Source organism: Modestobacter roseus (assembly GCF_007994135.1).
GTDB lineage: Bacteria > Actinomycetota > Actinomycetes > Mycobacteriales > Geodermatophilaceae > Modestobacter > Modestobacter roseus.
Genome location: NZ_VLKF01000001.1, coordinates 3,642,899 through 3,666,556, shown reverse-complemented (window position 1 = coordinate 3,666,556; position 23,658 = coordinate 3,642,899). Strand labels below are relative to the sequence as shown.

Annotated in this window: 21 protein-coding genes and 2 tRNA genes; 7 read left to right on the top strand and 16 right to left on the bottom strand. The window is 73.6% G+C overall.

What is annotated here, in order from left to right; translation table 11 throughout:
* Nucleotides 1–140: 140 nt before the first annotated feature.
* Nucleotides 141–413, top strand: coding sequence for a cell division protein CrgA (gene crgA, locus JD78_RS17545; protein WP_153359345.1), 273 nt, complete (start codon nucleotides 141–143; stop codon nucleotides 411–413).
* Nucleotides 414–965: 552 nt separating this feature from the next.
* On the opposite strand, the gene JD78_RS17540 is transcribed toward crgA, so the two are convergent.
* Nucleotides 966–2,126: a thiolase family protein gene (locus tag JD78_RS17540; protein WP_153359347.1), complete on the bottom strand. Its 1,161-nt coding sequence runs from the start codon at nucleotides 2,124–2,126 to the stop codon at nucleotides 966–968.
* 99 nt (nucleotides 2,127–2,225) lie between these two features.
* On the opposite strand from JD78_RS17540, the gene JD78_RS17535 reads away from it, so the two are divergent.
* Complete coding sequence (locus JD78_RS17535) at nucleotides 2,226–2,627, top strand: PH domain-containing protein (protein WP_153359349.1); 402 nt, start codon at nucleotides 2,226–2,228, stop codon at nucleotides 2,625–2,627.
* On the opposite strand, the gene JD78_RS17530 is transcribed toward JD78_RS17535, so the two are convergent.
* The 15 genes from JD78_RS17530 to dnaA all read right to left on the bottom strand — a co-directional run bounded on the left by JD78_RS17530 (nucleotide 2,624) and on the right by dnaA (nucleotide 20,202).
* Complete coding sequence (locus JD78_RS17530) at nucleotides 2,624–3,367, bottom strand: rhomboid family intramembrane serine protease (protein ID WP_153359351.1); 744 nt, start codon at nucleotides 3,365–3,367, stop codon at nucleotides 2,624–2,626. The two genes, JD78_RS17535 and JD78_RS17530, sit on opposite strands and share 4 nt — an antisense overlap.
* 137 nt (nucleotides 3,368–3,504) lie before the next feature.
* The gene (locus tag JD78_RS17525) at nucleotides 3,505–4,041 is read right to left on the bottom strand and encodes a peptidylprolyl isomerase (RefSeq protein ID WP_153359353.1); all 537 of its coding nucleotides are present in this window, start codon (nucleotides 4,039–4,041) and stop codon (nucleotides 3,505–3,507) included.
* 76 nt (nucleotides 4,042–4,117) lie between these two features.
* Nucleotides 4,118–4,190: transfer RNA gene (locus tag JD78_RS17520), tRNA-Ala, on the bottom strand.
* Nucleotides 4,191–4,222: 32 nt separating this feature from the next.
* Entirely contained in the window at nucleotides 4,223–4,363 is a 141-nt protein-coding gene (locus JD78_RS17515; RefSeq protein WP_166521256.1) for a DLW-39 family protein, read from the bottom strand.
* Nucleotides 4,364–4,465: 102 nt separating this feature from the next.
* Nucleotides 4,466–4,539, bottom strand: a tRNA-Ile gene (locus JD78_RS17510).
* Nucleotides 4,540–4,842: 303 nt separating this feature from the next.
* Nucleotides 4,843–5,598: a DUF3566 domain-containing protein gene (locus JD78_RS17505; protein ID WP_153359355.1), complete on the bottom strand. Its 756-nt coding sequence runs from the start codon at nucleotides 5,596–5,598 to the stop codon at nucleotides 4,843–4,845.
* Nucleotides 5,599–5,748: 150 nt separating this feature from the next.
* Nucleotides 5,749–8,217, bottom strand: a complete 2,469-nt coding sequence (gene gyrA, locus JD78_RS17500; protein WP_153359357.1) for a DNA gyrase subunit A — start codon at nucleotides 8,215–8,217, stop codon at nucleotides 5,749–5,751.
* A 127-nt stretch (nucleotides 8,218–8,344) separates the two neighbouring features.
* Complete coding sequence (gyrB, locus tag JD78_RS17495; protein ID WP_153359359.1) at nucleotides 8,345–10,378, bottom strand: DNA topoisomerase (ATP-hydrolyzing) subunit B; 2,034 nt, start codon at nucleotides 10,376–10,378, stop codon at nucleotides 8,345–8,347.
* A 278-nt stretch (nucleotides 10,379–10,656) separates the two neighbouring features.
* Entirely contained in the window at nucleotides 10,657–12,333 is a 1,677-nt protein-coding gene (locus JD78_RS17490; RefSeq protein ID WP_279526877.1) for an ABC transporter ATP-binding protein, read from the bottom strand.
* Nucleotides 12,334–12,455: 122 nt separating this feature from the next.
* On the bottom strand, nucleotides 12,456–13,160 hold the full coding sequence (locus tag JD78_RS17485) for a hypothetical protein (RefSeq protein WP_166521255.1): 705 nt from the start codon (nucleotides 13,158–13,160) through the stop codon (nucleotides 12,456–12,458).
* Between the two features lie 407 nt (nucleotides 13,161–13,567).
* The gene (locus tag JD78_RS17480; protein WP_153359364.1) at nucleotides 13,568–14,080 is read right to left on the bottom strand and encodes a DciA family protein; all 513 of its coding nucleotides are present in this window, start codon (nucleotides 14,078–14,080) and stop codon (nucleotides 13,568–13,570) included.
* Complete coding sequence (recF, locus tag JD78_RS17475) at nucleotides 14,073–15,257, bottom strand: DNA replication/repair protein RecF (RefSeq protein ID WP_153359367.1); 1,185 nt, start codon at nucleotides 15,255–15,257, stop codon at nucleotides 14,073–14,075. The genes JD78_RS17480 and recF overlap by 8 nt, the downstream gene beginning before the upstream one ends.
* A 130-nt stretch (nucleotides 15,258–15,387) precedes the next feature.
* The gene (gene gnd, locus JD78_RS17470; RefSeq protein ID WP_153359369.1) at nucleotides 15,388–16,320 is read right to left on the bottom strand and encodes a phosphogluconate dehydrogenase (NAD(+)-dependent, decarboxylating); all 933 of its coding nucleotides are present in this window, start codon (nucleotides 16,318–16,320) and stop codon (nucleotides 15,388–15,390) included.
* Between the two features lie 152 nt (nucleotides 16,321–16,472).
* A complete protein-coding gene (dnaN, locus tag JD78_RS17465; RefSeq protein ID WP_153359507.1) occupies nucleotides 16,473–17,633 on the bottom strand; it encodes a DNA polymerase III subunit beta in 1,161 nt (386 codons plus the stop codon).
* Between the two features lie 727 nt (nucleotides 17,634–18,360).
* Complete coding sequence (dnaA, locus tag JD78_RS17460; RefSeq protein WP_153359371.1) at nucleotides 18,361–20,202, bottom strand: chromosomal replication initiator protein DnaA; 1,842 nt, start codon at nucleotides 20,200–20,202, stop codon at nucleotides 18,361–18,363.
* A gap of 596 nt (nucleotides 20,203–20,798) precedes the next feature.
* Between dnaA and rpmH the strand changes: the two genes are divergently transcribed.
* The 5 genes from rpmH (at nucleotide 20,799) to JD78_RS17435 (ending at nucleotide 23,597) form a co-directional block, all read left to right on the top strand.
* Nucleotides 20,799–20,936 (top strand): 50S ribosomal protein L34, encoded by a 138-nt coding sequence (rpmH, locus tag JD78_RS17455; RefSeq protein ID WP_056296149.1) that lies wholly within the window; start codon nucleotides 20,799–20,801, stop codon nucleotides 20,934–20,936.
* 1 nt (nucleotide 20,937) lies between these two features.
* A complete protein-coding gene (gene rnpA / locus JD78_RS17450) occupies nucleotides 20,938–21,315 on the top strand; it encodes a ribonuclease P protein component (protein WP_153359373.1) in 378 nt (125 codons plus the stop codon).
* On the top strand, nucleotides 21,312–21,728 hold the full coding sequence (yidD, locus tag JD78_RS17445) for a membrane protein insertion efficiency factor YidD (protein ID WP_153359375.1): 417 nt from the start codon (nucleotides 21,312–21,314) through the stop codon (nucleotides 21,726–21,728). The genes rnpA and yidD overlap by 4 nt, the downstream gene beginning before the upstream one ends.
* Nucleotides 21,721–22,848, top strand: coding sequence for a membrane protein insertase YidC (gene yidC / locus JD78_RS17440; protein ID WP_166521254.1), 1,128 nt, complete (start codon nucleotides 21,721–21,723; stop codon nucleotides 22,846–22,848). The genes yidD and yidC overlap by 8 nt, the downstream gene beginning before the upstream one ends.
* Before the next feature lie 95 nt (nucleotides 22,849–22,943).
* A complete protein-coding gene (locus JD78_RS17435) occupies nucleotides 22,944–23,597 on the top strand; it encodes a Jag family protein (protein WP_166521253.1) in 654 nt (217 codons plus the stop codon).
* Nucleotides 23,598–23,658: the final 61 nt, after the last annotated feature.

Here is a 23,658-nt window from a genome sequence, read left to right as displayed (position 1 = left end):
GCACCTCCTACGGGGTCGGTCCGGGTACCCGGACAGGGGACCTGGCCCGGCGTGCGGGTGGTCAGCTCCCCCAGCAGCTTAGGCTGGGGAGAGGTCACGCCGGGGCGACAGGGCTCCGGCCCGGGAGGGAGTCCGCTCAGGTGCCGAAGTCCAAGGTGCGCAAGAAGTCGGTCTACACGCCGCCCGAGGGCGTCCTCCCGTCCTCGGCGTCGCGTGCACGAGCGGCCGAGCCCAGTCCCCGGTGGTACGCCCCGGTCATGATCACGCTGATGCTCATCGGGCTGCTGTGGATCGTCGTCTACTACGTGGCCGGCGATGACCTCGGCTTCATGGTGTCCCTGGGTGCGTGGAACTTCGCGATCGGTTTCGGCGCCATGGTGGCCGGCCTGGTCATGTCGATGCGCTGGCGCTGACCGCCCGGTCGCGCCGCCGAGGCCCTCGTCCCCCTGGGGACGGGGGCCTCTCGCGTTCCCAGGGGGAGGGTGACCGCCCGGTGACCCCCCCGGCGGGGTCGACTTGGCACCTCTGTGCAGGTCAGGAGCGTGACCGGGGGACGACGGAGCGTTCAACTGTGCACAGCCTCCTGCTGCGTCCACAGGCAGCGGTCACCGGTGTCCACCGGGTTGTCCACCACATGTGGAGTTAGCCCGGCCACGGACGAGCCGTTGACCTGGGCAGACACCCGGCGTGTGACTCGTGGGGCAGAAACGGCAGCAGGGTAACTACACCCGTGGAAGTCCGTCCCCAGCTGTGTACACACCTGTGGGAAAGGCCAGCGGCCCGAGGCGCGGACAGGCAGTGCTCGGGGCCCTACTACCCGTTCGCCGAGATCGCAAACGAGGAGCGTGACGGGCCGTTCCTGGGCGTGTTGTCGACTTCTCCGGCCTGTGGACGGACGCCGTGGCAGCGCCACCCCGCCCTGCCGGGGGACGGGGCTGTGCACAGCACCTGCGGACCGGGTGCGGTCAGTCCGTCACGAGCTCCAGCAGGGTGGCGTTGGCCAGGCCTCCGCCCTCGCACATCGTCTGCAGGCCGAACCGGGTGCCACTGGACCGCATCGCGTGCACCAGCGTCGTCATCACCCGTGCACCGGAGGCGCCGAGCGGGTGCCCCAGCGCGATCGCCCCGCCGCGGGTGTTCACCCGTGCCGGGTCGGCGCCGGTCTCCGCCAGCCAGGCCAGGGGCACGGAGGCGAACGCCTCGCTCACCTCGAACAACCCGATCTCGGACAACCGGACCCCGGACCGGTGCAGCAGCTTGTGGGTGGCCGGGATCGGCGCGGTCAGCATGGCGACCGGGTCGTCGCCGGCCACGACCGTGGTGTGCACCCGGACGATCGGCGTCAGCCCGAGGTCGGCGGCCCGGTCGGACGTGGTGACCAGCAGCGCGGCGGCGCCGTCGGAGAGCTGGCTGGCGTTGCCGGCGCTGATCACCCCGCCGGCCTGGAAGGGCGTGGGCAACGCGGCCAGCCGCTCGAGGGTGCCGCCGCTCCGGATGCCCTCGTCGGCGGTGACGAGGGTGCCGTCGGGGGTGGGGACGGCGACCAGCTCCTCGTCGAAGGCCCCGTCGGCCCGGGCCTTGCCCGCCCGCTCGTGCGAGCGCAGCGCGTACTCGTCGAGCTCGGTGCGGCTGAGCCCCCACCGGGCGGCGATCAGCTCCGCCCCGACCCCCTGGTGCGGGGCCACGCCGCCGTAGCGGGCGAGGAAGGCCGGGCCCAGCGGGCTGCCCGCCGACCCGTCCCCCACCGAGGAGCCCATCGGCACCCGGCTCATCGACTCCACCCCACCGGCGACGACCACGTCGGCCTGCCCGCTGACGACCGTCGCAGCGGCGAAGGCGACGGCCTGCTGGGAGGAGCCGCACTGCCGGTCGACGGTGGTGCCGGGCACCGACTCCGGCCAGCCGGCGGCGAGCACCGCGACCCGGCCGATGTTGCTGGTCTGCTCTCCCACCTGGGTGACGCAGCCCCAGATCACGTCGTCGACCACCGCCGGGGCGATCCCCGTGCGGTCGACCAGCGCGGTGAGCACGGTCGCGGACAGGTCGGCGGCGTGCACGCCGGCCAGCCCACCCCGGCGGCGGCCCACCGGTGTGCGGACCGCGGCGCAGACGACGGCATCGCGCATGACCCCTCCTCGTGTCGACGCTGACCCGGCTGGGCGGGAGCCCGGTGGTGCCGGACGTCCCGGACGGAGTAGACCACGGGCGGCTGACAAGCTGGCGGGGTGCAGTGGTCTCCCCGGCCGGGCGAGACGGTCGCCCTGGCCGCCGTCGGCCTCGCCCTGGCGGTGGCCGCGGTCTTCTCCGACCCGGCCGGCCGCCTGCTGCTGGGTGCCGCCGCCCTCCTGCTGGGCGTGGTCGCCGTGCGGGACGCCGTGGCGCGCCCGCGGCTGATCGTCGGACCGGAGGGCGTGACGGTGCGCGGCCTGCTGCGGGCCACGACCATCGCCTGGCCGGCGCTGCGGGTGCGGCTGCGTGAGCAGCGCCGCTGGGGGGTGCGAGGACGCACGCTGGAGCTGGAGGACGCGCGGGACGACGCCGTCCTGGTGGTGCTGGGTCGGCGCGACCTGGGCGCCGACCCGGCGGCGGTGGCCGAGGCGCTGCTCGCCCCGGACGCTCCGGGTTAGCGCAGCCCCCCGAACACCAGCACCAGCAGGACGACGAAGACCGCTGCGACGCCGGCGATCTGCAGGGCAGGGCGTCGTCGCCCGAACACCAGCACGGCGGCGACGACCGCACCGGTCACGAGGCCACCGAGGTGACCCAGCAGCGACACCCCGGGCAGGAAGCTGATGAAGAGGTTGATCGCCAGCAGGGTGAGCAGACCGCGCAGGTCCTGCTTCTGGTGCAGCAGCACGACGCCCAGCGCCCCCAGCAGGCCGTAGATGGCGGCCGAGGCCCCGACCACCGAGCCGTAGTAGGAGCCGAACAGCTGCAGCGCGGCCGAGCCCCCCAGCGCGGAGACCAGGTAGACGGCGAGGAACCGCCGGCGGCCCAGCTGCCGCTCCAGCTCCGACCCGAACAGCAGCAACGCCAGCATGTTCAGCGCCAGGTGCACCGGGCCGATGTGCGTGAACGCGCTGGTGACCACCCGCCACCACTCGCCGGCGTCGATCGTGATGGGGCTGATCGCGAAGTCGTTCTGCAGCGGGGAGGAGAAGCTGTTGAACGGGTTGACGTCCACCGTGGCCGCGGAGACCGCCGTGGCGAGGGCCACGGCGACGTTGAGCGCGATCAGCGCCAGCGTGACCACGCCCCAGCGGCGGCCGGCCACGCGCACGCCGGTGGTGCGGCGGGGCTGCCGGATCTCGGCTGCGCCGGCGCGGACGTCGTCCGGGCACTGGAACCCGACCGACGCCGGGATCATGCACTCGGGGCAGATCGGCCGACCGCAGCGGGTGCAGCGGACGCCGGTGGGCCGGTCCGGGTGCCGGTAACAGGTCGCGGCCGGGGGCACCGGCTGCGGGTCGACCCCGCCGGTGCCCCCGGTCCCGTCAGGGGTGGTCAGCTGCGCTGCACCTCGACCGACTCGATGACCACGTCGTCCACGGGGCGGTCGTTGCGGCCGGTGCGCACGGCGGCGATCTTGTCGACGACGTCGCGGCCGGCCTGGTCGGCCACCTCACCGAAGATGGTGTGCTTGCGGTTCAGGTGCGGGGTGGGGCCGACGGTGATGAAGAACTGGGAGCCGTTGGTGCCCGGGCCCGCGTTGGCCATCGCCAGCAGGTAGGGGCGGTCGAACGCCAGCTCCGGGTGGAACTCGTCGCCGAACTGGTAGCCCGGGCCACCGAAGCCCTGACCCAGGGGGTCGCCGCCCTGGATCATGAAGCCGCTGATGATGCGGTGGAAGATCGTGCCGTCGTACAGCTTGTCGGTCGTCTTCTCCCGGGTGGCGGGGTGCGTCCACTCGCGGGCGCCCTCGGCCAGGTCGGCGAAGTTCGCGACCGTCTTGGGGGCGTGGTCGGGGAACAGGTCGACGGTGATGTCGCCGTGGTTGGTGTGCAGGACGGCGCGCCGTGCGGCGGGGGTCTGTTCGGTCACGACACCACTCTCCCACTGCTGCCCGCGAGCTCGCCCGGGCACCCGGGTCGCCGGCCGGCGCGACTGGCTGATGGAGTGGAGACGAGGGGAATCGAACCCCTAACCCCCGCCTTGCAAAGGCGGTGCTCTGCCAATTGAGCTACGTCCCCGGGTGCACGGCCCGACCGGGTCGTGCGCTGGCTCAGGAGCGGGGGGTGCTGACGGCGCCCGGTCCGCGGGTGGCCTCGGCCCAGAGGTCGGCCTCGCCCTTGCCGGCGGAACGCTTGCGGACGGCGACGACGGCACTGGCAGCGATCGCTGCGACCGCCAGCTTCTTCAGCACCCGGTGACCTCCTCGAACTGTGCGGTCACCGCGACCCGGCGACCGCTGTGGGTGACCGGGCCCGGCCGGCTCGTGCGAGCCGGCCGGATCCTGGTGCACGGGTGGGCCTGGGAGGACTTGAACCTCCGGCCTCATCCTTATCAGGGATGCGCTCTAACCGCCTGAGCTACAGGCCCGTGGACCGGTGAGGAGCTTACGCGACCCCGGCAGCCCGCTGCCGAGGGGGGTGACCGGGCCCCCGACGAGCGGAGTGGTGACCCGACGTCGACGGTCGGGGACGGCACCACGCCGGCGGCGCGAGCCGCCTCTGGCGGCCGAGCACGGGGGCCGGAGGCGCCCTGCTCGGGCGACCAGGCAACGGCTCAACGCCGCCGGGGGACGGCACCTGGCCACGCTGCGACCCGGAGGGTCGCGATGTGCACGCTGCGGCCCGGCAGGGTCGCGATGTGCACGCTGCGACCCGGAGGGTCGCGGTCAGCTCAATCCCGCTCGGCGAGGGTGACCTCGAGGCCGCCGACGAGGTCCGAGCAGAGGTTGTAGACGAACGCCGCGACGGTGCACAGCGCCGTCAGGAGCACGATGTTGACCGCGCCGATGATCGCCGCGCCCCAGAAGACGATGCCTGCGGTGATCACGTCACCGCCGCCACCGTCGTCGGTGCGCAGCTGGGCGAAGACCTCGTTGAGCGTGTCGAAGACGTCCAGGTTGCCGAGCACGCCGTAGAGGATGGCGACGGCGACCATCCAGACGAAGAACAGCGCGATCGAGACGACCAGTGAGATCTTCAGCGCCGACCAGGTGTCGATGTGCCGCAGCTGCAGCCGGGCCCGCCGGGGTCCGCGACCCGGTCCGGCGTTCCGGCCCTTCCCGGACGCGCCGGCCTTGGCGGGCGCACTGCCGGCTGCACCGTCGGCGGCTGGCTCGGCGGAGCGGGTGGCGTCGGCGGGCCGGGTGGTCCGTGGCGGGGTCGCACCGGCCGGGGGCAGGGTCACCGCCTGGGTGGCGTCCACCGGCGGGGGCGTGGCCGCGGCACCGCGGCCGGAGCGCGTGGACGACTCGGCGGCCTCCGGCCGGGCCGCCGCGGTACGGGCGGTGTCGTCGAAACCGGGCCGCTCGTGCCCGGCACCCGTGGCACCGCTGGAGCCGGAGCTGGTCTCGGGCGGCGTTCCCGCGTCCGGCGTGCCGGTCTCCTCACGGGAGTCGGTACGTACCGAACTGCGGGTCCGGTCGCTCATCCCAGTCTCCTGTCCACCAGCGGCATCCACCGCGCCGAGGCACCTCCCGGTGGTGCACCCACGGGCGCTGTCCACCGGTCGACACCGGTTCGTCGTTCAGCCCGGGGAGGGACGTCGTCGTCCCGTCCCCGGGCTGGCATCCGTTCCAGCCTAGGCTTCGGGCTCGTCGTTGTCCGTCGTACGCGCGATCGCCACGATCGACACGTCCTCGGGCAAGTTCATGAGCTTGACGCCCATGGTGGCGCGGTCCCGGGTGTGCCGCACCCCGTTGACCGGTGTCCGGATCACGCCGCCGCCGGAGGTGATGGCGTACAGCTCGTCACCGAGGACCACGGCCAGCGCACCGACCAGCGGGCCCTTGCGGGCCTTCGGGTCGGCGGTGAGCACGCCCTTGCCGCCGCGCCCCTGCTCCGGGTAGTGCTCGATCCCGGTGCGCTTGGCGTAGCCGCCCTCGGTGGCGACCAGCACGTCGACGCCCTCCTGGACGACGATCATCGACAGCAGCGTGTCGTCGTCGGCCAGCGAGATGCCCCGCACGCCCTCGGTCGCCCGCCCCATCGGCCGCAGCTGGGCGTCGTCGGCCTTGAAGCAGATCGACATCGCCTTGCGGGTGACCAGCAGCAGGTTCTGGTCGGGGCTGATCATCGCCGCGCCCACCAGCTCGTCGCCCTCGCGCAGGTTGATCGCGATGACGCCGCCGCTGCGGGGGGAGTCGAAGTCGGTCAGCCGGGTCTTCTTCACCTGGCCCCGTGCGGTGGCGAGCACCAGGTACGGGGCGACGGTGTAGTCCTTGATCTGGATGACCTGGGCGATCTTCTCGTCCGGCTGGAAGGCCAGGATGTTGGCCACGTGCGCCCCGCGGGCGGTGCGCGCGGCCTCCGGCAGCTCGTAGGCCTTGGCCCGGTAGACCCGTCCCTTGTTGGTGAAGAACAGGATCCAGTCGTGGGTGGAGCCCACGAAGAACTGCTGCACCAGGTCGTCCTGCTTGAGCTGCGCGCCCATCACGCCCTTGCCGCCGCGCCGCTGGGAGCGGTACAGGTCGGCCTTGGTGCGCTTGGCGTAGCCGGTGCGGGTGATCGTGACGACCACCTGCTCCTCGGCGATGAGGTCCTCCATCGAGACGTCACCGTCGTTGGCCACGAACTGGGTGCGCCGGTCGTCGCCGAACTTCTCCACGATCTCCTGGAGCTCGTCGCGGACGATCTGCCGCTGCCGCGCCGGGGAGTCGAGGATGGCCTGCAGTTCGGCGATCCGGGCCTCGATCTCGGCCAGCTCGTCGAGGATCCGCTGCCGCTCCAACGCCGCCAGCCGGCGCAGCTGCAGGTCCAGGATCGCGACCGCCTGGATCTCGTCGACGTCCAGCAGCTCCATCAGGCCCGTCCGGGCGGCGTCGGCCGACGCGCTGTTGCGGATGAGCGCGATGACCGCGTCGAGCTGGTCCAGGGCCTTGGCGTAGCCGCGCAGGATGTGCGCGCGCTCCTCGGCCTTGCGCAGCCGGTAGCGGGTGCGCCGGACGATGACCTCGATCTGGTGGGTCACCCAGTGCTTGACCAGCTCGTCCAGCCGCAGCGTGCGGGGCACGCCGTCGACGATGGAGAGCATGTTGCAGCCGAAGGTCGTCTGCAGCTGGGTGTGCTTGTAGAGGTTGTTCAGCACGACCTTGGCGACGGCGTCGCGGCGCAGGGTGATGACCAGCCGACGGCCGACCCGGTCGCTGGACTCGTCGGCGATCTCGCTGATGCCCTGGAGGCGACCCTCCTTGACGGCCTCGGCGATCGACTCGGCCAGGTTGTCCGGGTTGACCTGGTAGGGCAGCTCGGTGACGACGAGCTGCACCCGGCCCCGGCTGTCCTCCTCGACGGTGACGACGGCGCGCATGCGCACCGACCCCCGGCCGGTCCGGTAGGCGTCCTCGATGCCCTCGCGCCCGACGATCAGACCGTGGGTCGGGAAGTCCGGGCCCTTGATCCGCTCCATGCAGGCGGTGAGCATCTCCTCGGCCTCGGCGTCCGGGTGGTCGAGCACCCAGTACGCCGCCTCGGCGACCTCGCGCAGGTTGTGCGGCGGCATGTTGGTCGCCATGCCGACCGCGATGCCCGCGGACCCGTTGATGAGCAGGTTGGGGATCCGCGAGGGGAGGACCACCGGCTCCTGGGTGCGGCCGTCGTAGTTGGCCTGGAAGTCGACGGTCTCCTCGTCGATCCCGGACAGCATCTCCATGGCCAGCGGGGTCAGCCGGCACTCGGTGTAGCGCATGGCGGCCGGCGGGTCGTTGCCCGGCGAGCCGAAGTTCCCCTGACCGTCGATCAGCGGGTACCGCATCGACCAGGGCTGGGCCAGCCGCACCAGGGCGTCGTAGATCGCCAAGTCGCCGTGCGGGTGGTAGTTGCCCATGACCTCCGCGACCGGGCGGGCGCACTTGACGTACCCGCGGTCGGGACGGAAGCCCTGGTCGTACATGGCGAACAGCACGCGGCGGTGCACGGGCTTGAGACCGTCGCGGACCTCGGGCAGCGCACGGCCCACGATCACGCTCATCGCGTAGTCGATGTAGCTGCGCTGCATCTCCTCTTGGAGATCGACCGCTTCGACGCGGTCGCGGCTGGGTGTCTCTGTCACTTCTGGTTCTCCACAAGTCGATACACAGCGGTGGATGGGAGATGCAGCTCATCGGCCCGGCAGGGCCACCGGCCCCCTCGCAGGGCCCGCGCCGAGCGGAGCGGGGCGCGGGGGCGGGGGTCCTCCCTCAGACGTCGAGGAAGCGGACGTCCCTCGCGTTGCGGGTGATGAAGCTGCGGCGGGCGACGACGTCCTCGCCCATGAGGATGCTGAACAGCTCGTCGGCGGCCGCGGCGTCCTCCAGGGTGACCTGGCCCAGCAGCCGGGTCTCGGGGTTCATCGTGGTCTCCCACAGCTCGCTGGCGTTCATCTCGCCGAGGCCCTTGTAGCGCTGGATGCCGTCGTCCTTGGGCACCTTGCGGCCGGCGTCGGCGCCGGCCTTGAGCAGCGCGTCGCGCTCACGATCGGAGTAGGCGTACTCGTCGCCGGTCTTGCCGCCCCACTTGATCTTGTACAGCGGCGGGCGGGCCAGGTAGACGTGCCCCGCCTCGACCAGCGGCCGCATGAAGCGGAAGAGCAGGGTCAGCAGCAGGGTGCAGATGTGCTGGCCGTCGACGTCGGCGTCGGCCATCAGCACGACCTTGTGGTAGCGGAGCTTCCCCAGGTCGAACTCGTCGTGGATGCCGGTGCCGAAGGCGGTGATCATCGACTGGACCTCGGTGTTCTTCAGCACCCGGTCGATGCGCGCCTTCTCGACGTTGATGATCTTGCCGCGGATGGGCAGGATCGCCTGGAACATCGAGTCGCGGCCGGACTTGGCCGAGCCGCCGGCGGAGTCGCCCTCGACGATGTAGATCTCGGAGTTCCGCGGGTCGGTGGAGCGGCAGTCCGACAGCTTGCCCGGCAGCCCGCTGACGCTGAGCAGGTTCTTGCGGGCCAGCTTGCGGGCGTCCTGCGCGGCCCGGCGGGCCCGCGCGGCCGAGGCGGCCTTGGTGATGATGGTCTTCGCCTCGGCCGGGTTGGCCTCGAACCAGTGGCCGATCTGGTCGTTGCACACCCGCTGCACGAAGCCCTTGACCTCGGTGTTGCCGAGCTTGGTCTTCGTCTGGCCCTCGAACTGCGGGTCGCCGAGCTTGACCGAGACGATCGCGGCGAGGCCCTCGCGGATGTCGTCGCCGGTGAGCTTGTCGTCCTTGCCCTTGAGGAGCTTCTTCTCCTCCGCGTAGCGGTTGACGATCGAGGTCAGCGCCGCGCGGAAGCCCTCCTCGTGGGTGCCGCCCTCGTGGGTGTTGATGATGTTGGCGAAGGTGTGCACCGACTCGGAGTACGCGTCGGACCACTGCATCGCGATCTCGACCGACATCGCGGTGTCGTTCTTGCCGACCCCGTCGGCGGAGAAGCCGATCACCGAGCGGTGGATCGGCGACTTGCGCCGGTTGAGGTGCGCGACGTAGTCGACCAGGCCGCCGTCGTAGCGGTAGGTGACCTCGGTCGGCTCGAACGCCTCGTCGGCCGCCTCGACCGGGACGGCCGCCTCGGCCAGCGAGTCGTCGCCGATGCCCGTCTCGGCCTTGCCGTGCCCGGGGCGCTCGTCGCGCAGCACGATGGTCAGGCCCTTGTTGAGGAAGGCCATCTCCTGCAGGCGGCGGTTGATCGTGTCGTAGGAGTAGGTCGTCGTCTCGAAGATCGACCCGTCGGCCCAGAAGGTGATGGAGGTGCCGCGCTTGTCGGTCGTGCCGACCTCCTCCAGCGGACCGGGCTTGGCGTCGGTGTAGTGCTGGCGCCACTCCTTGCCCTTGGTCCAGACCGTCACGTCCAGCTGGGTGGACAGCGCGTTGACCACGGTGACGCCGACGCCGTGCAGACCACCGGAGACGCCGTAGCTCTTGCCGTCGAACTTGCCGCCCGCGTGCAGGATGGTCATGACGACCTCGACGGTGGGGCGCTTCTCCACCGGGTGCATGTCGACCGGGATGCCACGGCCGTTGTCCTCGACCCGGACGCCGCCGTCGGCCAGCAGCGTGACCCGGACGGTGTCGCAGTAACCGGCCAGCGCCTCGTCGACGGCGTTGTCCACGACCTCCCACACCATGTGGTGCAGGCCGCGCTCGCCGGTCGAGCCGATGTACATGCCGGGGCGCTTGCGGACCGCCTCGAGTCCCTCGAGGACGGTGATGGAGCTGCCGGAGTAGGCGGTCTCGTTCTGGGGCGCAGCGACCACGGGGGGCCCTTCTCTCGCGCAGCTCCGCAACCGTCCGCGCGCATGCGACGACGGTGTCGAGGGGCGCAGGGTGGCGCTCAGCGGGCTGCTGGCGGTGTGTCTCCTCCAGAGTACCGGGTCGGTACAGCCCAGGCGTGCGATGCACGCCCCCACGTCGCGTCAGAGCGTCTCCCGCGACCCGCACCACCACCCGTCTTGACCCTCGTGTCGACACGCCGCCTCGCGGCGACTGGCGGCGTGCGGGACCACCCTCGCCGTTCCACGTGGAACGGTGCCGTTCACACCAGCAGCTGGGCGGTGGCCAGCTCGCGGTAGAGCGGGCTGACGTCGAGCAGCTCGTCGTGCGTACCAGCGGCGACCACCCGGCCGCCCTCCAGGACCACGATCCGGTCGCTGTCCAGCACGGTGGACAGCCGGTGGGCCACCACCAGGAGGGCCCGGTCCGCGCCCGCGGCGGCGAGGGTGTCCCGCAGCAGACCTTCGTTGCGGGCGTCCAGGCTGGCGGTCGGCTCGTCGAGCAGCAGCAGCGCCGGGCGGGACAGCAGCGACCGGGCGATCGCCAGCCGCTGCCGCTCACCACCGGAGAGCAGCACGCCGTCGTCCCCGACCGGCACGTCCAGGCCCAGCGGCGAGCGCGCAACCACCCCGGTGAGGCCGACGTCGGCCAGCGCCCGCCACAGCTCGGCCTCGGCGGTGTCCGGCGCGGCGAGCAGCAGGTTCTCCCGCACGGTGCCGGCCAGCACCGGCGCCTCCTGCTCGACGTAGCCGATCCGCGACCGCAGCGCTGCCCGGGGCAGCTCCCGGACGTCGGTGCCGGCCCAGCGGACCGCGCCGCCGGTCAGCGGGTAGAAGCCCTCGACCAGCGCCAGCACGGTCGACTTGCCCGCCCCGGACGGGCCGACCAGCGCCGTGCGGCTGCCGGCGGGGACGGTGAGGGAGACCCCGCGCAGCACCGGCTCCCCGCCGCCGGGGTAGGCGAAGTCGACGCCGTCGAGCTCGAGCAGCGGCACCGGGTCACCGGCCGTCGGCACCCGCAGCACCGCCGCGGCGCCACCGGCGGGCCGGCGCTCGGGCACCTCGTCGTGCTCGGGGTCCAGCGCCAGCACCTCCTGCACCCGGGCGAGCGCGCCGAGGCCGGCCTGCAGCTGGGTCCAGGAGCCGATGAGCTGACCCAGCGGCATGACCAGCAGGAAGAGGTAGAGGATGAAGGCCACCAGGTCGGCGACGGCGATCGAGCCGGTGGCCACCCGCCAGCCACCCAGGCCCAGCACGGCGAGGAAGGCCCCCTGGACGGCGATCGACCCGGCCGGGGAGACCAGCGCCTCCAGCCGGGCCACCGCGACGCCGGCGCGGTAGGCCCGCTCCGCGCTGGTGGAGACCCCGGCGACCTCCCGGGTGGTGGCGCCGCTGGCGCGGATGGTGCGCACGGCGGAGAGCACCCGCTCCACGGCCGCGCTCATCGCCCCGACCTCCTCCTGCGCCTGGCGGGACAGCGCCCGCACCCGGCGGGCGGCCAGCACCGCGGTGGTCACGCCCACCGAGACGGCGACGACCGTGACCAGCAACAGCCAGACGTCGACCAGCGCCATCGCGATCAGCGCGCCGACCCCGACGACCACCGACCCGGCGAGCTCGACCACCCCGCTGGTGACCGCGGCCCGCAGCAGGGTGGTGTCCGAGCCGACCCGGGACATCAGGTCGCCGGTGCGCCGCCGGTCGTACTCGGCGACCGGCAGCCGCAGCAGCCGGTCGACCAGCCGGCGCCGGGTGGTGAGCACCACCCCCTCGGCGGTGCGCTGGAGCAGGTACTGCTGGCCGGCGCCGAGCAGGGCGGCGGCCACCAGCACCACGACCAGGACGACCACCACCGGCAGCACCGGGTCGCCTGCGCCCACCGCGGCGATCACCCGGCCGACCAGCGCCGGCTGGGCCAACGCCCCGGCCCCCGCGACCAGCGACAGCCCTGCCGCGGCGGCGAGTGCGCGGCGGTGCGGCTGCAGGAGGGGCAGCAGGTCGCGGAACCCGGCGGTGGGCTGCTGGGTCCGCCCGCCGGTGGCCTCGCTCAGCGGGGTGCCGCTCAGGCGGCCGCGGCGAGGGCGCCGACGACGGCGGCCAGCAGCCGGGCGTGGTGCTCGATCAGCTGCGGGCGCTGGCCGTCGGGGCGGATGGCCGCCACGTAGCCGGCCGCGGCCCACAGCTCGTCGCCGTCGTCACTGCCCAGCAGCAGCTGGCGGACCAGCGGGTCGTCGACCAGCCGCCGCAGCTGGGGTCCGTCCTCGGCGCCGAGCAGCACCCACCGACGGTCGAACTCCGGGTCCGGGCTGGGGATGTGCAGCAGACCACCGGTGCCGTGCCGCCAGAACCGGGCCGGGGTCAGCCGGAACGCCGGGACGTCGCCCAGCACGGGGGCCGCAGTGACGGCGTGCGTGCTCTGCCAGCGGTCCCGGCCCAGCGGGGACAGGACGTCGCAGGCGACCAGGTCCAGGCCGTTGCCCCGCCCGCGCACCACGTTCCCCGGCCGGTCCTCCTTGCCCGGGCGCACGGGTGCGGTCGCGACCAGCTGGGCCAGGGCGGCGTCCTCCGGCCCGGTGCCGTCGGAGGGGGTCCACCCGACCGTCGCAGCCCACGCCTGGGTCCCCCAGGGGTCGCCCTGCGGCGCGAAGGCCTGCTCGAAGGCGCCGGGACGGCGTTCCCGGCGACCGCCGCCGAACAGTCCCCCGCCCCCGAACAGACCGCCACCGCGGGGCGGGGCGCTCGCACCGGACTCCCGCGGATCGGCCACCGGCGGCTGACCGGGCGGCCACTGCTGGGCGTCCGGCTGCTGGGCATCTGGCCGCGGGGCCGCGGGGTACTGGGCCGACGGGTACTGAGCCGACGGCGACGGGGCGTCAGGGCGCTGGGGGTCGGGGCGCTGGGGATCGACCGCCGGCAGGTCCCAGCCCGGTGGCTGCCAGCCGGCCGGGCCGTCGTCGGTGCGGTGGTCCGAGCCGTCGTCCGGGCGCGGCGGCTCGGCGGGCGGCTGGGGGTGTCCGCCGGCCGGCCGGCGTCGGGGTCGCCGCCCAGGTGTGCCGGCTCCCGCCAGCCCTCCGGTCCGCCGTCGTCGAAGCCGTCGCGGTCGCGCGGGCTGCTCATCTGGGTGTCCTCCTCGAAGGGCTCGGGCGCGTGCTGGGGCTGGTGCTGGGGGCGGCGTCAGCCGTAGGTGTCCCGCGGACCGCGGCCCCGGACGGTGCGCGGGCCCTTCTTCCAGTTCGGTGCCGTCGGACCCACAACGCGCAACTTCGTCACGACGTCCCCGCCGACGCCGGCCCGCAGCCGGCCCAGGATGGACGGGGCGAGCAGGCGCAGCTGGGTGGCCCAGGCGGTGGACTCGGCGACGACCAGCAGCTCGCCCTCGTTGAGCGACTCCGGCCGGCAGTGGGCGGCGATGTCCGGGCCGACCAGGGAGTCCCAGCGGCCGAACACCGCGCCGACCTTCGTGCGGGCGGTCCAGTCCTGCTGGCTGACCAGCGAGTCGACCAGGGAGCCCAGCGGCTGCGGGTCGTCGGCGCCGGGGCCGGGCCCGCTCCAGGAGCGGCGTGGCCCGGCGACGCGGCGGCGGGTGGGCCGGGGTCGGGACGCCGACGCCGCCCGGGCCGCGTCCAGAGCAGCCCGGGCGATGTCGGAGGGGCGCGCCGGGCGGTCGGCGGGCGGCTGGTCAGACACCGGTGACCTCCTCGAGCGGCAGCCCTGGTTCGGGGCGGACGACGCGGGTCTGCCCGTCGGCGATCTCCACCCGGGTGCCGCGCAGCGCCGCGGGGACGTCCTCGGCGACCGCGGCGGTGATCAGGGTCTGCTCGGCGGTGACGGCCACCTCGGCCAGCGCGGACCGCCGGTCGGCGTCCAGCTCGGCGAAGACGTCGTCGAGCACCAGCACGGGGTCGTCGCCGTCCTCGCGCAGCAGCGCGAAGCAGGCCAGTTTGACCGCCAGGGCGAACGACCAGGACTCCCCGTGGCTGGCGTAGCCCTTGGCCGGCGCCGGGCCCAGGTGCAGCACCAGGTCGTCGCGGTGCGGCCCGACCAGGGTGACCCCGCGGTCGACCTCCTCCTGGCGCCGCTCGGCGATCCGGTCCCGCAGCCCGGCGGCGAGCTCCGCGGCGTCCGGCAGCGGGCGGCCCGGGTCCACGGGCGACCCGTCGCCGGCCAGCGGGACGGTGCTGCTGTAGCCGAGCGCGGCCCGATCGGCGGCGGGTCCGGCGACGCCGGCGTAGGAAGCGGCCACGTGCGGCGCGAGGGCGGCGACCAGGCGGAGCCGGGCGGCCAGCAGCTGACCGCCGAGGTCGGTGAGGTGGCCGTCCCACACGTCGAGCGTCGCCAGCGCGTTGCCGCGAGCCAGCTTCGCCGTCTTCAGCAGGGCGTTGCGCTGCTTGAGCACCCGGTCGTAGTCGCTGCGCACGCCGCCCAGCCGGGGCGTCCGGCTGACCAGCAGGTCGTCGAGGAAGCGGCGGCGCTCGGCCGGGTCACCGCGGACCAGGGACAGGTCCTCCGGCGCGAACAGCACCGTGCGGACCAGCCCGACCAGCTCCCGCGGGCGGGGCAGCTGCGCCCGGTTGACCCGGACCCGGTTCGCCCGCCCGGGGTTGATCTCCACCTCGACCAGCAGCTCGCGGTCCTGTCGCCGCAGCGCGGCCCGGACGATCGCCTGCTCGGCGCCGTGCCGGACCAGCGGTGCGTCGGCGGAGACCCGGTGGCTGCCCAGGGTGGCCAGGTACCCGACCGCCTCGACCAGGTTGGTCTTGCCCTGCCCGTTGCGCCCGACCAGCACGGTGGGCCCGGGGGTCAACGGCAGGTCGGCGGCCTCCCAGCTGCGGAACTGGGCCACCTGCAGGTGCCGGACGTACACGGTCAGGTCCTCCTGGCGTGGGGGGCACGGCCCCCGTGCCCCCCACGCCGGGCAGGTGACGTGCTGGAACGGCCCCCTTGCAGGGCCCCGCCGCCAGCCTGCGAGCGGTGGGGGGCAAGGGGGTCCTTCATCACGCGGGCTTCTCGGCCTCCTGCTGCTGCACGGCCTGCACGGCGTGCCCACCGAACTGGTTGCGCAGCGCGGCGACCGCCTTCATGGTCGGCGAGTCCTCCTGGCGGGAGGCGAAGCGGGCGAACAGCGAGGCGGAGATCGCCGGCATCGGGACGGCGTGCTCGATCGCCTGCTCGACCGTCCACCGGCCCTCGCCGGAGTCCTCGGCGTAGCCGGTGATCTTCTCCAGCGCCGGGTCCTCCTGCAGGGCGCGGACCAGCAGGTCCAGCAGCCAGGAGCGGATGACCGTGCCCTGGGTCCAGGAGGCGACGACGCCCGGGACGTCCTCGATCAGGTCGACGGCGGCCAGCAGCTCGTAGCCCTCGCCGTAGGCCTGCATCATCGCGTACTCGATGCCGTTGTGGACCATCTTGGCGAAGTGCCCGGCACCGCACGGACCGGCGTGCACGAAGCCCGCGCCGGGGATCGCGTCGCCGGACTCGTCGTGCGGCGTCGGCGGCTTGAGGGCGTCGAACACCGGCTGGGCCTTCGCGACGTCCTCGGCGCTGCCGCCGACCATGAGCGCGTAGCCGTTCTCCAGGCCCCACACGCCACCGGAGACGCCGGCGTCGATGTAGCCGATGCCCTTCGGACCCAGCAGCTCGGCGTGCATCTTGTCGTCGGTGAACTTCGAGTTCCCGCCGTCGATGATCACGTCGCCGGGGCTGAGCAGGTCGCCCAGCTCCCGGACGGTCGCCCGGGTCGGCTCCCCCGAGGGGACCATCACCCAGACGATGCGGGGGCCCTCCAGGGCCGCGATCAGCGCCTCGAGGCTGTCCACGTCCCGCTTGCCCGGCGAACGGTCGTACCCGACGACCTCGATGCCGGCACGGCGCACCCGCTCCGCCATGTTGGCGCCCATCTTGCCCAGCCCGACCAGCCCCAGCTGCACGTCCGGTCCTCCTCCACGCTCGTGACCCGCGGAATCCCCGCGGGTGGTCTCGGTGGGCGCACGCGACGTTGCGGGCCCTGCTCCCGGTTCCGGACCGGGATCTTCCTCGCCCCATCGTGCTCGCCTGCGGCGGCACGCGCGACGGCGGGCCCTCAGCCGGGCAGCCGCACCGGCATGATCAGGTACCGGTAGCTGCCCGGGCGCTCGGCCGGCGCGGGAGCACCGTCGTCCTGCGCGGCGGGCTCCGGCACACCGGAGAGGACCGCGGGCTTGAGCGCGGTCGTGAAGTCCATCCGCGCCCGCTCGGTGTGCACCGCGGCCAGCCCGTCGAGCAGGAACGTCGGGTTGAAGCCGATGGTCAGCGGGTCGCCGTCGAACTCGACGTCGCAGCGCTCCTCCGCCTGGCCCTCGTCGTCGGTGCCGCCGGCCCGGAGGGTGACCTGGCCCGGGGTGAACTCGCAACGCAGCGGGGTGCCCCGGTCGGCGACCAGCGCCACCCGCTTGGCCGCGTCGGTGAACAGCCCGACCGGGAGGGTGGCGTACGACGCCGACTCGGTCGGCATGATCGCGCGGTACTTCACGAACTCGGCGTCCAGCAGCCGGGTGGTGGTCTGCCGGTCCTTGCCGGACAGGCCCAGGATGCCCTCACCGGAGCCGCTCGAGCTCAGCGACAGCACGACCTCGGGTCCACTGGTCAGCGTCTTGGCGGCGTCGGCGAGGGTCCGCGCGGGCACCAGCACGGCCGCGGAGAGACCGGGGGTCTCGGGGCGCCAGGCGAACTCCCGCACCGCGAGGCGGTAGCGGTCGGTGGCGGCCAGGGTGACCAGGTCGTCCTCGATCTCCAGCCGCACACCGGTGAGCATCGGCAGGGTGTCGTCCCGCCCGGCGGCGACGGCGACCTGGCCGACGGCCTCGGCGAACGCGTCGCTGTCGACGACGCCGGCCGTCGACGGCAGGGAGGGCAGCGACGGGTAGTCCTCCACCGGCAGCGTCGGCAGGCTGAACCGGGCGTTGCCGCAGGAGATCGACAGGCGGGCGCCCTCGGCGACCACGTCGACCGGGTGCGGGGGCAGGGCCCGGGTGATCTCGGCCAGCAGCCGGCCCGGGACCAGGGTGCGCCCACCCTCGGTCGACTGGACGTCGACCTCCGAGCGCGCGGAGACCTCGTAGTCGAAGCCGGAGACCGACAGCTGGTTGCCCTCGACCTCGAGCAGGATCCCGGCGAGGACCGGCACCGACGGCCGCGGCGGCAGGCTGCGCGCGGTCCAGGCGACTGCCTCGGCGAGCACCTCACGTGCCACCCGGAACTTCATGTGGAGACCCATCCCTGCTTCTCGTCCGCCCGCTCGTGCGGCGGGGTGTGCGGCGCCATCCTCTCCTGTCCGGCCCCCTGTCTGACCAGTCCCCCGTGCGATGGACTCCCCAGCTGCTCTCGTCGGTGCGGCCGGAGGCCCCGGATCGCGGGCCGACCGGCCCCGGTCCGGTCCGTCCCCACCCAGAGTGTGGTTCGAGAACTCCTCGGGATAGATAGCTCATCCTCGTCATCACGGGTGTGGATGCTGGGGACTCGACCTGTTCGTGCACGTCAGCCCGGAAGTGCCCCTGTTGGTGCGCTGTGGGCCGACGACCGTCGTCCTGTGTCGACACGTGGACAACTCGACCGTTGTGCACGTGTCGCCGTGCCCGGTCCACCCCGCATCCCCGCTCCGCCCGCAGGTCCGTCCCCAGCCCGTGGGCAACCGGCCCCGTCCGACCCGGTCGTCCACCGTCACCGGTTGACGACTTGTGGACAGGGAGGGGACATCGGCCGCCGCTGTCGTGCCGGTGCCGTCGCCGGCCCCGGCCGGGCGGGCTCCACCGGCCGGTCCACCTGCGGTGGAGCGGTGGGGACGGGATCTCCCCAACCTGTGCACAGATCTGGGGACAAGGCGACAAAGGGCGACGATCGTCCACCGCGGCGCTCTGTCGCCCACGGGCCGGGAGCGGGCAGCACGAGGCCCCGGACGGGTCGGGTGACCTGTCCGGAGCCGGCGCCGGGCCCTACTGGCGGGCGCGGCTCTTGATCCGGGCGGTGAGCTCGGTGACCTGCGTGTAGGTGGCCCGGCGCTCGCTCATCAGGCCGGTGATCTTCTTGACCGCGTGCATGACCGTGGTGTGGTCCTTGCCGCCGAACGAGGCGCCGATCCGCGGCAGGGAGAGCTCGGTGAGCTCCCGGCACAGGTACATCGCGATCTGCCGGGCGTTGACCAGCGTGCGGCTGCGGTTGGCGCCCTGCAGCTCCTCCATCGTCACGGAGAAGTACTCGGCGGTGGCCGCCATGATGATCGCCGCGGTGATCTGCGGGCCCTGCTCGTCGCTGATCAGGTCCTTGAGCACGAGCTCGGCCAGCGCCAGGTCGACCGGCTGCTTGTTCAGGCTGGCGAAGGCGGTGACCCGGATCAGCGCGCCCTCGAGCTCGCGGATGTTGGTCTGCACCTTGCTGGCGATGAACTCGAGCACCGCGTCGGGTGCCTGCAGCCGCTCGCCCCAGGCCTTCTTCCGCAGGATCGCGATGCGGGTCTCCAGGTCCGGCGCCTGGACGTCGGTGATGAGGCCCCACTCGAACCGCGTCCGCAGCCGGTCCTCCAGCGTCGTCAGCTTCTTCGGCGCGCGGTCGGAGGTGATCACGATCTGCTTGCTGGCGTTGTGCAGCGTGTTGAAGGTGTGGAAGAACTCCTCCTGCGTCCGCTCGGCGCGCTCCAGGAACTGGATGTCGTCGATGAGCAGGAAGTCGATGTCCCGGTAGCGGCGGCGGAAGTCCTCGGCCCGGCCGGAGTGCACCAGGTTGATGAACTCGTTGGTGAACTCCTCGGTGCTCACGTAGCGCACCCGGACGTTGGGGAACATCCGCGCCGCGTAGTGCCCGATCGCGTGCAGCAGGTGGGTCTTGCCCAGCCCGGAGTCGCCGTAGATGAACAGCGGGTTGTAGGCCCGCGCCGGCGCCTCGGCGACGGCGACGGCGGCCGCGTGGGCGAACCGGTTGCTGTTGCCGATGACGAAGCTGTCGAAGACGTACTTGGGGTTCAGGCCCGGGTCCAGCCCGGCCGGACGGCGGTCGGCGAACAGCGGGACGGCGCCCCCGCCGCGACGTCGGTCACCGTTCCGGTCCTCCGCCGGTCCGCGCCCGGTCAGCTGCTCGGCCTCGTCGCCGGCGTCCCGGTCCCAGGGGGCCAGCCGGCCCTGCACGCCGACGCCGATGCCGGACTCCGCGCCGGCGGGTGACCACTCGGGGACGGCGTCCTCCCGGGGTGCCCCCCGCGACCAGTCGCGGCCGTCGCCGGACTCCGGCAACCACGCGCTGCCCTGACCGGGCCCTCCCCGGCCGGTGTCGGGACGGTCCCCGCCCCGGACGGCGTCCGAGCGGACCCCGAACGCGCTGCGGCCGTCGTCGACCCGGTCCCGGTCGGCCCGGTCCTCGGCGGCCCGGTCCTGCGCGGCGCGGGCGCGCTCGGCGGCGGTGCGCTCGGCCGGCGGCCAGTCCGCGACCGGTCCGTCGGCCGGCGGGCGCTCCCGGTCGGCCGGTGACCAGCGGCGGTCGTCGTGGTCGGCCTCGCGCCGGGAGGTGTCCGGAGCCGGCGGGGCCGGGGTGTCCTCCAGCTGCACCGCGACCCGGATGGCCCGGCCGAACTCCGCGGAGAGCGCGTCGGCCAGCTGCATCCGCATGCGGGACTCGAGCACGGTCTGGGTGAACTCGTTGGGGGCCGCCAGCACGGCGGTGTCCTCGACCAGCCCCAGCGGGCGGGTCAGTTCGAGCATGGCCTTCTGCTGGGGGGACAGGCTGCTGGAGAGCCGCTCGCGGATCTGGTCCCAGACCGTGGCCAGGTCGACCGGGGAGTCGGCCATCGTCTGTGTCCCTTCCCGTTCCTCTGGTTCGTCGCTCCGCACCCGCCGTCCACAGGTGGGTCCGTGTCCGGAGGGCCGGTCGGTCCCCCGCACCGGCCCCGGGGTGTGGACGTGGGACGGGGACGTTCCACATGAGTGTCCACAGTCTGTGCACGCCCGGCGACGCCTGGCCCGGCAGCCAGCGGGGGCCGGCGGTCGGACGTGGCGTCCTCGCTGGTCGGCGCCCGGCCGAGGGGTCCCGGGGAGAGCTGGCGAGCGGCTGGCCGGCGGGGCGGGGGTGGTCGACCCGGGACCCAGTCGTCCAACGCGGAGCGACGGCGACGCTAACAGCCCCGTCCACAGCCGGGCAACGACGGCGACCCGGGACCCGGGACCGTCGTCGGCGTGTCCTCTCCCGGGGCAGTCGTCAGGGGTGCACCATGACGGGTCGGGCCAGCGCCGCAGACCCCCCGGGGTCTCGGCTATGCTGGACCGACAGCTGTGGACGGCGTCCGCCCGACGTGGGCGCGCCCCGCAGCACGAGCCAGCACCAGCGTGGCAGCGGCACCCGTCCCGGGTCCGCGGCGCATCGATGTCGTCAGCAGTGGGAGTACCTCGTGAGCAAGCGCACGTTCCAGCCGAACAACCGCCGCCGGTCCAAGACCCACGGCTTCCGGCTGCGGATGCGCACCCGGGCCGGTCGCGCGATCCTCGCCGGCCGTCGCCGCAAGGGTCGCGACAAGCTCTCCGCCTGAGGTGCTGCCCGCGCAGGCACGCCTGCGCCGGCGGCCGGAGTTCACCGCGGTCGTGCGGTCCGGCCGGCGTGCCGGCCGCCCGACCCTGGTGCTGCACTACCTCTCCGAACGGCCCGTCGCCCGGGTCGGGGGCCCCGTTGCCCCGGACTCCGGGCCACGGGCCGGTTTCGTGGTCGGCAAGACCGTGGGCAACTCCGTCTGCCGGCACCGGGTGACCCGTCAGCTGCGGCACCTGGTCGCCGCGCGGCTGGACCGCCTGCCGGCGACCGCCGACCTGGTGGTCCGCGCCCGGCCGGAGGCCGCCGGGGCCGACTCGACCGCCCTCGGCCGCGACCTGGACAGGGGCCTGGACCGGCTGCTCGGGGCGCGCTCCTCATGAGCGGCTCCCCCGCCCGGGCACTGCTGGCCGCGGTGCGCTTCTACCAGCGGGCGATCAGCCCGGTCTTCCCGCCGCGCTGCCGCTTCCACCCCAGCTGCAGCGCCTACGCGGTCGAGGCCCTCGAGGTGCACGGCGCCGGGCGCGGCACCTGGCTCGCGTTCCGGCGACTGGCCCGGTGTGCCTCCTGGCACCCGGGCGGCGCCGACTTCGTCCCCGAGCGGACCGTCCCGCAGCGCACCGACCGCGGGTCGCGCGGAACCGCAGAGACCACCCACTCGTCGTGCACTGCGGCGCAGCCGTCCGCGCAGTCCCCGGAGCCGGCGGCTCCAGGGGTCGCCGGCGCGCGCCGACCCGACAGTGCACCCCCGCCGGCACCGCGCCGGTCTGCGCAGCAGGAGGCTGGCGTTGCTTGACTGGCTGTACACCGCGATCGCGTGGGTGATGAAGCAGTGGCACTCACTGTTCTCCACGTTCCTGGACCCGGCCGGTGGCATCACCTGGGCGCTGTCGATCGTCTTCCTGGTCATCACCATCCGGGTGCTGCTGTTCCGCCTGTTCGTCAAGCAGGTGAAGTCGCAGCGCGCGATGCAGGAGATCCAGCCGGAGATCCAGAAGCTGCGCAAGCAGTACGGCGCTGACAAGCAGGGCTTCAGCCAGGCGATGATGGCGCTGCAGAAGGAGCGCGGGGTCAACCCGCTGGCCAGCTGCCTGCCGATCCTGCCGCAGATCCCGGTCTTCATCTCGCTGTTCCACGTGCTGCGCCGGCTCGCCCCGGACAAGCCGGGTCTGTACAGCTGGGACAACGAACTCACCGACCAGGCTGCGCGGGCGGACCTCTTCGGTGCCCCGATCTCCTCCTCGTTCAACATGACCGGGGCCAAGGAGCAGGCCATCCTCGGCCTGGACGGCGTCACCTACGGCAGCATCCGGATCGTCGCGTTCGTGCTGATCGTGGTCATGTGCACCACGACCTTCTTCACCCAGAAGCAGATCATGAAGCGCTCGGGCCCGGTCGAGGGCCAGGCCGCGATGATCCAGAAGCTGCTGCTCTACGGCATGCCGATCAGCCTCTTCGTGACCGGCTTCTTCTTCCCGGTCGGCGTGCTCCTCTACTGGTTCACCAACAACCTGTGGACCATGGGGCAGCAGTTCTACATCCTCAAGAAGCTCCCCCCGCCCGGCTCGCCGGCCGCGCTGGCCAAGGCCGCCGCCGACAAGCCGCAGATCGACCCGAAGGCCCTGGCCCCCAAGCCGGGCGCCAAGCCGGTCCGCCCCAAGCCCGGCCGCCCGGCCGCCGCCGCCCCGGAGTCCACGGTCGGCACGGACGCGTCGCAGACCCCGCCGCCCCACGGCACCGGCCCCAGTGGCAACGGGACCGGCCCGAGCGGGACGGGCGCCGAGGGCAGCACCGGCAGCACGGCCGCCGGGGGCAGCGCGAACGGGCGCCCCGCCGGCGGCAACCGGCCCGGCCAGGGCTCCGGCGGCAACCGCGCCAGCGGCCCCGCCAACCGCGGCAAGCGCAAGCGACGCTGACGCCGACGGCGCACCCGGGCTGCGGCCCGCGCGGTGCCCGTCCCCCTCGACCACCGGGTACGCCCGGCCGCCTGCACGACACCGGAGGACCGAACGTGACTGCACCCGACAGCGACACCGCCGCGACGGCCGAGGCCACCTCGGACGCAGTGCTCCCCCAGGTCGGGGGCAGCGGGGAACCCGCGCTGCCCGACGCCGACCCCGCGTCCGCGGACGCCGTCGTCGAGCCGGTCGACACGATCGATGACGACGCCGATGACGACGACACCGACGACGAGCAGGGCTCCGACGGCCTCCTGGTCCGGGAGGGCGACGTGGCCGGGGACTACCTGGAGCGACTGCTCGACATCCTCGACGTGGACGGCGACATCGACCTCGACGTCGAGGGCGACCGTGCCTCCGTGGCCGTGGTCGGAGGCCAGCTCAAGACCCTCATCGGCCCGGACGGCGCCACCCTGGAGGCGCTGCAGGAGCTGACCCGGCTGGCCGTCGCCCAGTCGACCGGCGTCCGCAGCCGGCTGATGCTGGACATCGGTGGGTTCCGCGCGAAGCGGCGGGCCGACCTGACCAGCCTCGCCGGGGCCGCTGCCGAGCGGGTCGCGGAGAGCCGGCAGCCCGAGCGGCTCGCCCCGATGAACCCCTTCGAGCGCAAGGTGGTGCACGACGTCGTGGCCGCGGCCGCCGGGGTGCGCAGCGAGTCGGAGGGCGAGGAGCCGAACCGTCGCGTCGTGGTCCTGCCGGACGCGTGAGCGCGCCCGGCCAGGACGGCGGAGCTGCTGAGAACCGAGACTCTTCGGTTCCGTTAGCCCC